Source organism: Actinomadura luzonensis, assembly GCF_022664455.2.
Lineage (GTDB): Bacteria > Actinomycetota > Actinomycetes > Streptosporangiales > Streptosporangiaceae > Nonomuraea > Nonomuraea luzonensis.
In genome coordinates, this window is sequence record NZ_JAKRKC020000001.1 from 2,898,495 (window position 1) to 2,910,436 (window position 11,942).

The following is an 11,942-nucleotide window of genomic DNA, read 5'->3' on the forward strand; positions in this document are numbered from 1 at the left end:
GAGAACTCTAGGCGTATGACTGGCAAATAACGCCATGCCACGGCCGGATAAATCGTTACCTTTGCGACATCGGCCGCATGGATTCCCGCTCTAACGTCTTAGGCCATGACGTCTCGTTCCTTCCTCCGGCTGGCCCTCGCCGGAGCCGTCGCCTCGGGCGCGGTCGCGCTGGCCGCGCTCCCGGCGGCCGCGAGCCCGAGCAGCCATGCTCCCCGCACGGTCCCCGTGCGGCTGCTCGCGCTCAACGACTTCCACGGCAACCTCGAACCCCCGACCGGTTCCTCCGGCCGCATGGTGGACGAGAGCGGCAAAACGGTCGATGCGGGCGGCGCGGCGTACGTCGCCGCGCACATGAAGGCCCTGACCGACAGGAACACGATCGCCGTCGCCCAGGGCGACCTCATCGGCGCCTCCCCGCTGATCTCGGCGGCCTACCACGACGAGCCGTCCATCGAGTTCATGGACAAGCTGGGGCTCAAGGTCGCCGCCGTCGGCAACCACGAGTTCGACGAGGGCTACGCCGAGCTGCGCCGCATCATGGACGGCGGCTGCCACCCGGTCGACGGCTGCTCCCCGGCCGGCGCGTGGAAGGGCGCGAAGTTCGACTACGTCGGCGCGAACGTGCTGTTCAAGAACCCGGGCGAGAAGACCGACGCGCTCGCCGCGCTCGGCGCCAAGCAGGCCGAGGCCAAGAAGCTCCTGGCCGACTGGGGCGTGCCCGCCCTGCCGCCGGTCAGCGTCAAGTGGATGAACGGCGTGCCGATCGGCTTCATCGGCCTGGTCACCCAGACCACGCCGAGCATCGTCACCGCCGAGGGCATCAAGGACCTCAAGTTCATCGACGAGGTCAAGGCCGCGAACGTGGCCTCCAGGATCCTCAAGCTGGTCGGCGTCAAGGCGCAGGTCGTGCTGGTGCACGAGGGCGACCAGGTTCCCCCCGGGCAGTCGCCCGACACGTGCGCGGCCGTCCCCGGCGCCGGCTCCCGCATCGCCACGCAGGTGGACCCCGAGATCGACGTCGTGCTGAGCGGGCACTCGCACCAGGCCTACCTCTGCAAGGTCAAGGACCCGGCGGGCAACGACCGGCTGTTCTCGCAGGGCGGGTCGTTCGGGCGGGTCATCACGCAGGTGGACCTGAACGTCAACCTCAGGACCCTGGACATCGACCGGTCCTCGGTCGTCGCGGACAACCACGTCGTGACGCGGACCGTCGATCCGGATCCCGAGATCGCCACGTTCGTCCAGACCTGGAAGGACCGCGTGGCGCCGGTCGCCAACAAGGCGGTCGGCAGCATCACCGCCGAGATCGGCAACACCGCCGGCCCCTCCGGGGAGTCCCCGCTCGGCGACCTCATCGCCGACGCCCAGCTCGCCGCGACGAAGACCGGCGGCAACGCCCAGATCGCGCTGATGAACCCGGGCGGCGTGCGGATGCCGCTCACCTATCCCTCCTCGCCGGCCGACGAGGGCGACGGCGTCGTGACCTACGGTGAGGCGTTCGCCGTGCAGCCGTTCAACAACCTCATGCAGGTCGTGACGCTGACCGGCGCCCAGCTCAAGACGGTGCTGGAGCAGCAGTTCACCGGCGGCCCCAACAACCAGGCGTTCACCAAGATCCTCCAGCCGTCCGCGAACTTCACCTACACCTACAGCGCGGGCGCGCCCTGGGGCTCCAAGGTGTCGGACATGAAGATCGACGGCGTGCCGGTGACGGACACCCAGACGATCAGGGTCGCCGCGAACAACTTCCTGGTCGGCGGCGGCGACGCCTTCACGGGCTTCACCGCCGGCACCGACCTGTGGAGCGGCCCGCTGGACATCGACGCCTTCGTCGCCTACCTCGGCCAGAACAGCCCCATCGCCCCGCCCGCCACGAACCGCATCACTGTGGTGAGCTGACCACGTCACGGGCCCGCTCCCGGAGCGGGCCCGTAATGCGGTTGACCCGCGACCCCGCCGGAGGCCACTCTCGGACGGGTGCGCATCGAGTTCACCAGGTTCACCGCGGCCGACGCCGGCGCGCTGGCCGACTTTTTGACCGGCGAGGACTGGCCCTACCACGCCGGCGTCCAGGACCGCGAGGCCGTGCGCCGGCGGGCCGCCGCGGGCGGCTACGACGACGCCGAGAACCGCACGTTCTGGATCGTCGCGGACGGGGAGCGCGCCGGGCTGGTCAGGCTGCAGGACCTCGCCGACGACACCCCCATGTTCGACCTGCGCGTACGGGCCGCGCACCGGGGCCGCGGCATCGGCACGGCCGCCGTCGCCTGGCTGACCCGCTACCTGTTCGCCGAGCTGCCCGGCGTGCGGCGCGTCGAGGGCACCACCCGCCAGGACAACCACGCCATGCGGGCCGCCTTCCGCCGCAACGGCTACGTCAAGGAGGCCCACTACCGCCGGGCCTGGCCCGCCCCCGACGGCGCCCGCCACGACGCGGTCGGCTACGCGATCCTGCGCGAGGACCTCGAGTCGGGCGAGATCACCCCGGTCGCGTGGGACGACGAGCTAACTTGAGCTCGGTCGCGAGCAGGCCCATCATGAGGAAGTCGTACCGCCGGCCCCGGGTGCGGAACGCCTCCCGCTTGCGCCCCTCCTCCACGAACCCCACCCGCGTGTACGCCCGCACCGCCGCCGTGTTGTCCGCCACCACCCACAACGTCAGGCGGTGCAGGCCCATCTCCTCGAAGGCGTACCGGCAGATCACCCGCAGCGCGTCGGTGCCGTAGCCGCCGCCCCGCCGGTCGCGGTCGGCGATGGCGATGCTCTGCAGCTCGGCCTCGCCGTGCCGGAAGTCGGTGCCGCCGAGCGCGACGTAGCCGATGAGCCTGCCGTCGTCGAGCGCCTCGATGCCGAGCACCATCTGCTCGAAGGTGTTGCGCGGGCGGTTCTGGCCCTTCTCGATGTTCTGGGCCAGGGAGATCGGCGGGGAGCCGTCCATCCACAGGCCGATCTCGTCGTCGTGGTACCAGCGCCACATCAGCTCGCTGTCGGCCGGCTCCAGGGCTCTCAACCGCACGCGTTCTCCGGTCATCACGCCGGACAGACCTACCAGCGAACGCGGGCAGGGCGCAAAGGATTTTCGCTGGTGACGGCCATCGCGGGCGGGCGCCCTCCGGCAGAGCCACGGATGAAGCCCGGAGGGCGGCGGGCGATGGCCGCCGCCCTCCAGTGTGCGCGGCCCGGTCCCGGGGCGGGGCCGCTTCCGGCACCGGTGACCCCTACTTCCGGCCGCGCGGGTCCTCGCGTGCGTCAGGCGTACAGGAAGTAGTAGCTGTACTGCTGCTCGCAGTGCCACCATCCCCACCAGCCCTGGGTGTAGCCGTACTGGCCCACCCGCTGGCACTCGGAGTAGTCGTAGAAGACCCCTCGCAGGCTTTCCGCGTGCGCCGGGGCGGCGTTGAGCGACACCAGCGCGCCGCCGGCCAGCAGGGCCGAGACGAGCAGAGCACGTACCTTGCGCATTGATCCTCCCGCAGGGACGGTTCCTGCCGCGATTGTCACCGAGGAGCCGTTCCACCGCTGGTCGGACGGGGGGTAAAGAGCGGTGGAAGGGTGCTGACCAGCTCTTATCGATCAACGGGCCGGTGAAACTTTCACTCACTCCCGCGCCGGTTTCAGCGTCGTCCGGGCGGGGTACGGCCGTCGTTGATTTCTGAGCTGCCTGGTGTCAGGAGCCACAGATGTCCCGTATCACGCTCACGCCTGCCGCCCGTGAAGCTCTGCGCGACGACGAAGTGGTGTTCTTCGACTGGCACGCGACCGGTCTCTGCTGCGCTGACGCCGGCGAGTTCTCGGTCCGGCCACTGCGCCGCTCCCGCCTCCCGAAGCAGGCGCGCGGCCTCGTGCGCGACGTGGTGTACGCGCACCCCACCGCCTGGGTGCACCTGGCCGAGCTGCCGGTCGCGATCGACTGCCGCCCGCTTTGGCGCTGGCGGCGCTTCACCACCGATCTGCCGCCGGACGCCGGCCTCCGCTGCTGCCTGGGGCGGCCGCTTGATGGCTTTCATGGGAGGTAACCGGTGAAGCTGCGGTCCATCATCATCTGGACGGTGGTCGCCCTCGTGGGCGCCACCGGCTGGGCGGTGCTCGCGCTGTCCAGGGGCGAGAACGTCAACGCGGTGTGGCTGCTGTGCGCCGCGCTCGGCTCGTACGCCATCGCCTACCGGTTCTACGCGCGTTTCATCGTGCGCCGGGTGCTGGGGGCCGACGACCGCCGGGCCACCCCGGCCGAGCGGCTCGACAACGGCATCGACTACCAGCCGACCGACCGCCGCATCCTGTTCGGGCACCACTTCGCCGCCATCGCCGGGGCGGGGCCGCTGGTCGGGCCGGTGCTGGCGGCCCAGATGGGCTACCTTCCCGGCACCATCTGGATCATCGCCGGCGTCATCTTCGCCGGGGCCGTCCAGGACATGGTCGTGCTGTTCTTCTCCATGCGCCGCAACGGCCGCAGCCTCGGCCAGATGGCCCGCGAGGAGATCGGGCCGTTCGGCGGCGCGGCGGCGCTCATCGCCGTCTTCGCCATCATGATCATCCTGCTCGCGGTGCTGGCGCTGGTCGTGGTCAACGCGCTCGCGCAGTCGCCGTGGGGTGTCTTCTCGATCGCGATGACCATCCCGATCGCCCTGTTCATGGGCTTCTACCTGCGGGTGCTGCGGCCGGGCAAGGTCGTCGAGACGACCGTGATCGGGGTCGCGCTGCTCGTCCTCGCGATCGTGGCGGGCGGCTGGGTGCAGGGGTCGAGCTGGGCGCCGGTCTTCACGCTGAGCCCGTCCGCGCTCGCGCTGTGGCTCATCGCGTACGGGTTCGTGGCCGCGGTGCTGCCGGTGTGGATGCTGCTCGCGCCGCGCGACTACCTGTCGACGTTCATGAAGATCGGCACGATCGCGCTGATCGCCGTCGGCATCGCCGTCACCCTGCCGCCGCTGCGCACGACCGCCTTCACCGACTTCGCCTTCTCCGGCAAGGGGCCGGTCTTCGCGGGCTCGTTGTTCCCGTTCGTGTTCATCATCATCGCCTGCGGGGCGTTGTCCGGGTTCCACTCGCTGATCTCCTCCGGCACCACCCCGAAGATGATCCAGAAGGAGAGCCAGGTCCGCATGATCGGCTACGGCTCCATGTTGATGGAGTCGTTCGTGGCCGTGATGGCCATCACCGCGGCCTGCGTGCTGTCGCCCGGCCTCTACTTCGCGATGAACGCCCCGGCCGGGGTGGTCGGCACCACCGTGCAGTCGGCCTCCCAGGCGGTCGCCGGCCTCGGCTTCACCATCACCCCCGAGCAGCTCCAGGCCGCGGCGGCGGCCGTGCAGGAGCACACGCTGATCGCCCGCACCGGCGGCGCGCCGACGCTGGCCGTCGGCATCTCGCAGATCTTCTCCGGCTTCCTCGGCGGCACCGGGCTGCAGGCGTTCTGGTACCACTTCGCGATCATGTTCGAGGCGCTGTTCATCCTCACCACCGTGGACGCGGGCACCCGGGTGGGCCGGTTCATGCTCCAGGACACGATCGGCAACCTGTGGAAGCCGGTGGCCCGGGTGAGCTGGTGGCCGGGTCTGGTGGCCACCAGCGCGGTGGTCGTGGCGGCCTGGGGCTACTTCCTCTACCAGGGCGTCAACGACCCGCTCGGCGGCATCAACCAGCTCTTCCCGCTGTTCGGCATCGCCAACCAGCTCCTCGCGGCGGTGGCGCTCACCGTGGCCACCACGTTGCTGATCAAGAGCGGGCGGCTCAGGTGGGCCTGGGTGACGGGCGTGCCGCTGGCCTGGGACGCGGCGGTAACGCTGACCGCGAGCTACCAGAAGGTGTTCTCCGCCGACCCGACGCTCGGCTTCTTCGCCCAGCGCGACCGCTACCAGGCCGCGCTCGACCAGGGCAAGCTGCTCGCGCCCGCCAAGAGCACGGACGCGATGCGGCAGATCGTGGTCAACTCCACTGTGGACGGCGTGCTGGCCGCGCTGTTCGCCGTCATGATCATCATCGTGATCCTGGACGCGGCCCGCGTCTGGGTCAAGGCGATCCGGGCCCGCGAGCCGCTGCCGACCACCGAGGCGCCGTTCGAGGAGTCGAAGCTGCTCGCGCCGTCCGGCCTCATCGCCACCCGCGAGGAGAAGGCGGCCATGGCCGCCGAGGCCGGGGCGTCGTCGGGTTAGAACTCCTTGATCACGCGGGTGAGTGTGGCGTTGAGCTCGGCGAGACCGTCCTCGCCGAGCATCGCCGCGAGCCGCCGCTCCACCTCGTCGATCGCGGCGTAACCGGCCCGCAGCGCCGCGTCGCCGCGCGCGGTGAAGACGATCAGCTTGGCCCGGCGGTCCGCCGGGTCGGGGACCCGGCGCAGGTAGCCCAGGCGCTCCAGGTCGTCCACGAGCGCGCCCATGGCCTGCGCGGTCATCTGCGCCTTGGCCGCGAGCCGGCTGAGCCTGATGCCGTCGTGCTCCATGTGGAAGAACACGGCCTGGTGCGCGGGGCGGATGCCGGGCGCGTGGGTGCGGGCCGCGTCCTCGACGACGCCTTGAAGGCGCAGGAACGCCTCGTACAGCAGGGCCACGACGTGCGGCGGATGTGTGGCGGCCATGGGGCTTCTCCATCTGCTAAGGCTGCCTTATATTAAGGCCACCTTAGCGAATGGGGGGAAGCGATGGACCAGGAGGAGATCTGGGCCGCCCTCGCCGTCGAGCGGCGCGGCCTCGCCGACCTGCTCGCCGCGCTGCCGGCGGCCGACTGGGAACGGCCCTCGCTGTGCGCGGGCTGGCGGGTGCGCGACGTGGCGGCCCACCTCACGTTCGCCACCGCGCACACCGGGCGGGCGCTGGCCGCCTTCGCCCGCGCGCGCGGCGACTTCGACCGGGCGATCCACGACAGCGCCGTGCGGCTGGCCAGGCGGCTGTCCCCGGAGCGGATCGTGGCCGAGATCCGCCGCTCGGCCGGCTCGCACCGCCGGGCGCCCTCGACCAAGCCGCTCGACCCGCTGTTCGACGTGCTCGTGCACGGCCAGGACATCGCCGTGCCGCTGGGCCTCGACCGGGCCGTGCCGGTCGCGGCGGCCCGCGCCTGCGTCGCGCACGTCTGGGGGCGGGGCTTCCCCTTCCACCCGCAGCGGCGCTTCGCCGGGCTGCGCTTCGCCGCCACCGACGCCGGCTGGGCGGGCGGGGCGGGGGAGCGCGTCGAGGGGCCGGTCGGGTCGCTGCTGCTCGTGCTCAGCGGGCGGGCCGCCGGGCTGGCCGGGCTGACCGGCCCGGGCGTCCCCGAGCTGGCCGAACGCCTGACACCGACGGTGCGGGCGGGGTGACGCTGGGCGGTCAGGGCGCGAGCCAGCGGGCCGTCGGCCAGCCCTCCCGCCGCCACGCGCTGTCCCAGAACATCCACTCGTAGGCCGCCGCCGTCCGGTAGGCCCGCGCCATCGCCTCCCGCGTGCCCGGGTCCGCGGCGGCGGCGAGCCGGTCGGCGATGGCCTTGGCCTGCGTCACCGACGCCGCGAACGCCGGGTCGGAGTAGGTGGAGATCCACTTGCCGTACGGGTGGCCGGTGAGGTCGCCCGCCCGCCGCAGCAGCGCCGTCCCCACGTCCTGGTAGATCCAGAAGCACGGCAGCACCGCCGCCGCCAGCACCGGGTACGGCGCCGCCAGCGCCGTGGCCTGCAGGTACGACGCGTACGCCAGGCACGTCGGCGAGGTGGGCAGCCCGGCCGCGTCCGCGCCCAGCTCGGCCACGTACCCGGCGTGCAGCAGCCGCTCGGCGGCCAGCGCGGTGTGCGCGCTCTGCGCGAAGAACGCCGCCTCCGCCGGGTCGGCGGCGCGGGCCGAGGCGGTGGCGAGCGCCTTGGAGAACGCCTCCAGGTAGCGGGCGTCCTGCACGATGTAGAAGGCGAACCGGCCGGCGTCGAGGGTGCCGTCGCCGAGCGCGACGTTGAACGGGTGCTCGTGGATGGCGGTCATCAGGTCGGCCGTACGCAGCCACATGTCATCGCAGAACATGACGTCCCTTCGCTGGTGGGAGCTGAATCAGGTTCGAACAGGGGCTCAGAGGCGCAGCTCGGGCGGGAAGCCGGTCCAGCGCAGCCCGGCCGGCAGGTGCGCCGTGTCGTTGAGCAACAGGAGCGCGGGCGGCCGGTCGGCGGTGTAGCGGATGACGGTGAGCGCGGCGTTGGCGTGGTTGAGCCCGAGCCAGCGCCGCGGCGGGGCCTCCAGGGCGGCGCGCACCAGCCAGCCGATGAGGAAGTTGTGCGTGACCACCAGCTCGTGGCGGGGCACGTCGCCCGCCACCGGGCCGGTGAACGCGCGCTCCGCCGCCTCCGCGAGCGCGGGCTCGGCCGCCGGGAAGCGCCGGACGAGGTCGAGCAGCGGCCCGGCCACCTCCTCCTCACCCGGCGTGTACGGGACGTAGTCCCCGGCCGCCTCGGCGGGGAGCAACGGGACGTCAGGGAGATACCGCCCGACCAGGTGGGCCGTCTGCGTGGTGCGCAGGGCGGGCCCGTGGTGCACGGCGGCGAGCGGGACGTGGCGCAGTCGTTCGCCCAGCAGCACGGCCTGGCGGCGGCCCGCGGGGGTCAGCACCGCGTCGTCGCCGTCGCCGATGGCCTCGGCGTGCCGGGTGAGGTACAGGTAACGGGTCATGATCTGGCCCATTGTCCCCGATATCGTGGGCTGATGACCGGCGATGAGACGCGCGAGGGCGTGACGCTGACCAATCTCGACCAGCCGCTGTTCGACGGGGCCGAGGCCACCAAGCGCGACCTGGTCGACTATCTCGACGCGATCGCCGGCCGCCTGGTGCCGGCGCTGCGCGGCCGGGCGCTGTCGGTCGTCCGGGTGCGGCCCGGGCAGGAGCCGTTCATGCAGAAGAACCTGCCCAAGTACGCGCCCGCGTGGATCGAGCGCGTCTCGGTGTGGGCGGAGGCGTCGCACCGGCAGGTGACGTACGCGCTGTGCAACGACCGGCGAACGCTCATCTGGTTCGGCAACCAGCGGGCGGTGGAGTACCACCCCGCGCTGTGGGCCGGCGACCACTTCACCCACCTGGTGCTGGACCTCGACCCGCCGGAGGGCTCGGAGTCGTTCGGGCTGGCCGTGCGGGCGGCGTTCCTGGTGCGGCAGGCGCTGGCGGAGGCGGGGCTCGCGGGCGCGGTGAAGACCAGCGGAGCCAAGGGCGTGCACGTGTTCGTGCCGGTGGAGGCGGGCGTGCCGGCGGAGGACCTGGCCGCCGCCACCCGCGCGCTCGGGGCCCGCGCCGAGCGGGTGGACCCCTCGCTCGCGACCACGGCGTTCATCAGGGAGGACCGCGCGGGCAAGGTCTTCATCGACTCGACGCGGGCGGGCGGCGCGACGGTCGTGGCCGCCTACAGCCCGCGGATCCGGCCCGGCGTGCCGGTGTCGTTCCCGGTGCCGTGGTCGGACCTCGACCGGGTCGCGCCACGGGACTTCACCGTCCGTACGGTGCCCGCCCTGGCCGGGGCGGGCGACCCGTGGGCGGAGGCGATGCCCGCGCCGCAGCGGCTGCCGGCCGACCTGGTGGAGGAGGGGCACACGATCCCGGTGGCGCGGGTGCAGGCGATGCACGAGGGCAAGCGCCGGGCCCGCGCTCGCCGGAACGAATCCTGAAATAGGGGACACTTTCTGAAATAAGGGACACTGGGCCTTTTCACTGGCTGAGTGCCGGGTTACGGTCGCGTTCGGCGCGGCTCGGGGGGAAACGCGCGCCTTTCCCGTATCCGGCAAGCTGGGAGCTTCCTCGTATGCGCATGCCCAGACCCGTCGTCGCCCTCGCCTTACCCCTGGCGCTGATCGCCACGGCCCTCACCGCGCCCGCCGCCACCGCGTCGGCCACGGGCCTCGACGACGTCTTCGCCAAACTGCTCGTCAAGCAGGTCAAGGGCGCCAACGTCACCAAGCACCTCCAGGCACTCCAGTCCATCGCCGACGCCAACGGCGGCACCCGGGCCGCCGGCACCCCCGGCTACGACGCCTCCCGCGACTACGTCGCCGGCAAGCTGCGCAAGGCCGGCTACAAGGTCACCCTCCAGCCGATCAACTACGTGCGGAGCTGGAGCGAGAAGAGCCCGGCCACCCTTGAGGTGCCCGGCGGCAAGGCGTACGTGCCCGGCGAGGACTTCTTCACCTTCGAGCCCTCCCCGTCCGGCGAGGTCACCGCGCAGGTCCAGGGCGTGGACCTGACGCTGCCGCCGGCCCCCGCGCCCAGCTCCACCAGCGGCTGCGAGGCGGCCGACTTCGCCGGGTTCGTCGCCGGGCGCATCGCGCTCATCCAGCGCGGCACCTGCCCGTTCGTCAACAAGGTGCAGAACGCCCGGGCCGCCGGCGCGAGCGGCGTCATCGTCTTCAACGAGGGACAGCCGGGCCGGACCGACGCCTACCCGCTGGACATCGGCGAGTGGCGGGCCGGCATCCCCATGGTCTTCGCCGACTTCGCCGTGGGCAACGAGCTGGCCGCCACGCCCGGCGCGACCGTGCACCTCAAGGTCGACGCCGACCTCGTGCTCGGCACCAACGACAACGTGATCGCCGAGTCCCGCCTCGGCGACCCGCGCAACGTCGTCATGGTCGGCGCGCACCTCGACAGCGTGCCCGCCGGGCCCGGCATCAACGACAACGGCTCGGGCAGCGCCGCCATCCTGGAGGTCGCCCGGCAGATGGCGCTCTACCCGGTGAAGAACAAGGTCCGCTTCGCCTTCTGGGCGGGCGAGGAGATCGGGCTGCTCGGCTCCGACCAGTACGTGGCCTCGCTGTCGCAGGAGCAGCGCGACCGCATCCGCCTCTACCTGAACTTCGACATGATCGCCTCGCCGAACTACGCGTACAAGCTGTACGACGGCGACGACTCGGACGGCGTCGGCTCCCCGGCGGGCCCGCCCGGCTCGGCCCAGATCGAGCAGCGGCTCGCCGCGTTCTTCGGCTCGCGCGACCTGCCGACGAACGGCACCGACTTCGACGGCCGCTCCGACTACGGGCCGTTCATCGAGGTCGGCATCCCGTCCGGCGGCATCTTCACCGGCGCCGAGGGCATCAAGACGGCCGAGGAGGCCGCGCTGTTCGGCGGAACGGCGGGGGCCGCCTACGACGCCTGCTACCACCAGGCGTGCGACACGATCGCCAACATCGACGCGACGGCGCTGGACGTCGACTCCGACGCCATCGCCGACTCCGTCGCCCGCTACGCCTTCGACCTGAGCACCATCCCGCCGCGCACCACCGCCAAGGCCGCCGCCGCCCTGACGGCGGCGGGCACGGCGAGCTGACCCGCTCCACCATCCCCGCGCCGCCGGGCGTGGCCGCTCCCTTTCACGGGGACGCGGCCACGCCCGGCCGCAGCGCCGCCACGACCGCCTTCGGGTCGTCGGCGAAGAACGTGACCCGGGTGACCTCGGCCCGCCGCCCCAGCGGCCGCACGGCCGTGACGGGCCGGGCCAGCTCGACCGTCACGTTGGTACGCGACCCCACCGCCACCCGCAGGTGCCCGTCCACCACGGACACCAGGCGCTTCTCGTCCGCGCCGCGCCCGGCCCGCACCCCGGTGATCAGCTCCCTCGGTACGCGCAGGTCGAAGTAGGCGCCGTAGCGCACCCGCAGTTCCTCGCCGGTGACCACGTGCGGCCGCGTCGCGCAGGTGGCGGCCGTCATCAGCCCGAACAGCACCCCGTACACGCCGGCCACCAGCACCGGGTACCGCACCCACCCCGGCACCCCGACCGCGGCCAGCAGCAGGTCCACCACCACGGTCTCGACCGCCATCGCGAACACCAGCAACGCCAGCGTGACCGCCTGCTCCCCGGCGTACCCCGCCGCCACCGCCCCCGGTGGCACCCCGTGCCGCCGCCGCAGCACCCACAGCACGAGGCCGCCGAACCCCTTGACCTCGAACCCCAGGACCCGCAACGCCACCCTGACCATCCATGCCCCTTCCGTCGCCTCCCCCCAAGTGCACACGTTGACGTC

At 72.2% G+C, this 11,942-nt stretch carries 13 protein-coding genes; 7 read left to right on the top strand and 6 right to left on the bottom strand.

All coding sequences use genetic code 11. The features are described 5' to 3' along the window. Window positions 1-105: 105 nt before the first annotated feature. Together MF672_RS14065 and MF672_RS14070 are read left to right on the top strand one after the other, a co-directional pair. Window positions 106-1,899, top strand: coding sequence for a bifunctional metallophosphatase/5'-nucleotidase (locus MF672_RS14065; protein ID WP_242374336.1), 1,794 nt, complete (start codon window positions 106-108; stop codon window positions 1,897-1,899). A 78-nt stretch (window positions 1,900-1,977) separates the two neighbouring features. Continuing rightward, the gene (locus MF672_RS14070) at window positions 1,978-2,514 is read left to right on the top strand and encodes a GNAT family N-acetyltransferase (protein ID WP_242374337.1); all 537 of its coding nucleotides are present in this window, start codon (window positions 1,978-1,980) and stop codon (window positions 2,512-2,514) included. Here MF672_RS14070 and MF672_RS14075 read toward each other — a convergent pair. Together MF672_RS14075 and MF672_RS14080 are read right to left on the bottom strand one after the other, a co-directional pair. Next, window positions 2,480-3,016, bottom strand: coding sequence for a GNAT family N-acetyltransferase (locus tag MF672_RS14075; RefSeq protein WP_242374338.1), 537 nt, complete (start codon window positions 3,014-3,016; stop codon window positions 2,480-2,482). The two genes, MF672_RS14070 and MF672_RS14075, sit on opposite strands and share 35 nt — an antisense overlap. 233 nt (window positions 3,017-3,249) lie before the next feature. Continuing rightward, on the bottom strand, window positions 3,250-3,462 hold the full coding sequence (locus MF672_RS14080) for a hypothetical protein (protein ID WP_242374339.1): 213 nt from the start codon (window positions 3,460-3,462) through the stop codon (window positions 3,250-3,252). 218 nt (window positions 3,463-3,680) lie between these two features. On the opposite strand from MF672_RS14080, the gene MF672_RS14085 reads away from it, so the two are divergent. Together MF672_RS14085 and MF672_RS14090 are read left to right on the top strand one after the other, a co-directional pair. After that, the gene (locus MF672_RS14085) at window positions 3,681-4,016 is read left to right on the top strand and encodes a hypothetical protein (RefSeq protein ID WP_242374340.1); all 336 of its coding nucleotides are present in this window, start codon (window positions 3,681-3,683) and stop codon (window positions 4,014-4,016) included. Window positions 4,017-4,019: 3 nt separating this feature from the next. After that, window positions 4,020-6,149 (top strand): carbon starvation CstA family protein, encoded by a 2,130-nt coding sequence (locus MF672_RS14090; RefSeq protein ID WP_242374341.1) that lies wholly within the window; start codon window positions 4,020-4,022, stop codon window positions 6,147-6,149. Here the strand turns inward: MF672_RS14090 and MF672_RS14095 are convergent. Next, on the bottom strand, window positions 6,146-6,571 hold the full coding sequence (locus tag MF672_RS14095; protein WP_242374342.1) for a MarR family winged helix-turn-helix transcriptional regulator: 426 nt from the start codon (window positions 6,569-6,571) through the stop codon (window positions 6,146-6,148). The two genes, MF672_RS14090 and MF672_RS14095, sit on opposite strands and share 4 nt — an antisense overlap. Before the next feature lie 63 nt (window positions 6,572-6,634). On the opposite strand from MF672_RS14095, the gene MF672_RS14100 reads away from it, so the two are divergent. Continuing rightward, entirely contained in the window at window positions 6,635-7,285 is a 651-nt protein-coding gene (locus tag MF672_RS14100; RefSeq protein ID WP_242374343.1) for a maleylpyruvate isomerase family mycothiol-dependent enzyme, read from the top strand. 10 nt (window positions 7,286-7,295) lie between these two features. On the opposite strand, the gene MF672_RS14105 is transcribed toward MF672_RS14100, so the two are convergent. Together MF672_RS14105 and MF672_RS14110 are read right to left on the bottom strand one after the other, a co-directional pair. Then, complete coding sequence (locus MF672_RS14105; protein WP_242374344.1) at window positions 7,296-7,955, bottom strand: TenA family protein; 660 nt, start codon at window positions 7,953-7,955, stop codon at window positions 7,296-7,298. A gap of 60 nt (window positions 7,956-8,015) precedes the next feature. Beyond that, complete coding sequence (locus tag MF672_RS14110; protein WP_242374345.1) at window positions 8,016-8,609, bottom strand: histidine phosphatase family protein; 594 nt, start codon at window positions 8,607-8,609, stop codon at window positions 8,016-8,018. Between the two features lie 33 nt (window positions 8,610-8,642). Here MF672_RS14110 and MF672_RS14115 point away from each other — a divergent pair, with 33 nt between their 5' ends. Together MF672_RS14115 and MF672_RS51345 are read left to right on the top strand one after the other, a co-directional pair. Beyond that, entirely contained in the window at window positions 8,643-9,593 is a 951-nt protein-coding gene (locus tag MF672_RS14115) for a DNA polymerase domain-containing protein (RefSeq protein WP_242374346.1), read from the top strand. Window positions 9,594-9,733: 140 nt separating this feature from the next. Next, window positions 9,734-11,245: a M28 family metallopeptidase gene (locus MF672_RS51345; RefSeq protein WP_302893208.1), complete on the top strand. Its 1,512-nt coding sequence runs from the start codon at window positions 9,734-9,736 to the stop codon at window positions 11,243-11,245. 43 nt (window positions 11,246-11,288) lie between these two features. Here the strand turns inward: MF672_RS51345 and MF672_RS14130 are convergent, their stop codons facing one another. Beyond that, window positions 11,289-11,888 carry a hypothetical protein gene (locus MF672_RS14130; RefSeq protein WP_242374347.1) on the bottom strand — a complete coding sequence of 200 codons (600 nt, stop codon included), beginning with the start codon at window positions 11,886-11,888 and terminating at the stop codon, window positions 11,289-11,291. Between the last annotated feature and the right edge of the window lie 54 nt (window positions 11,889-11,942).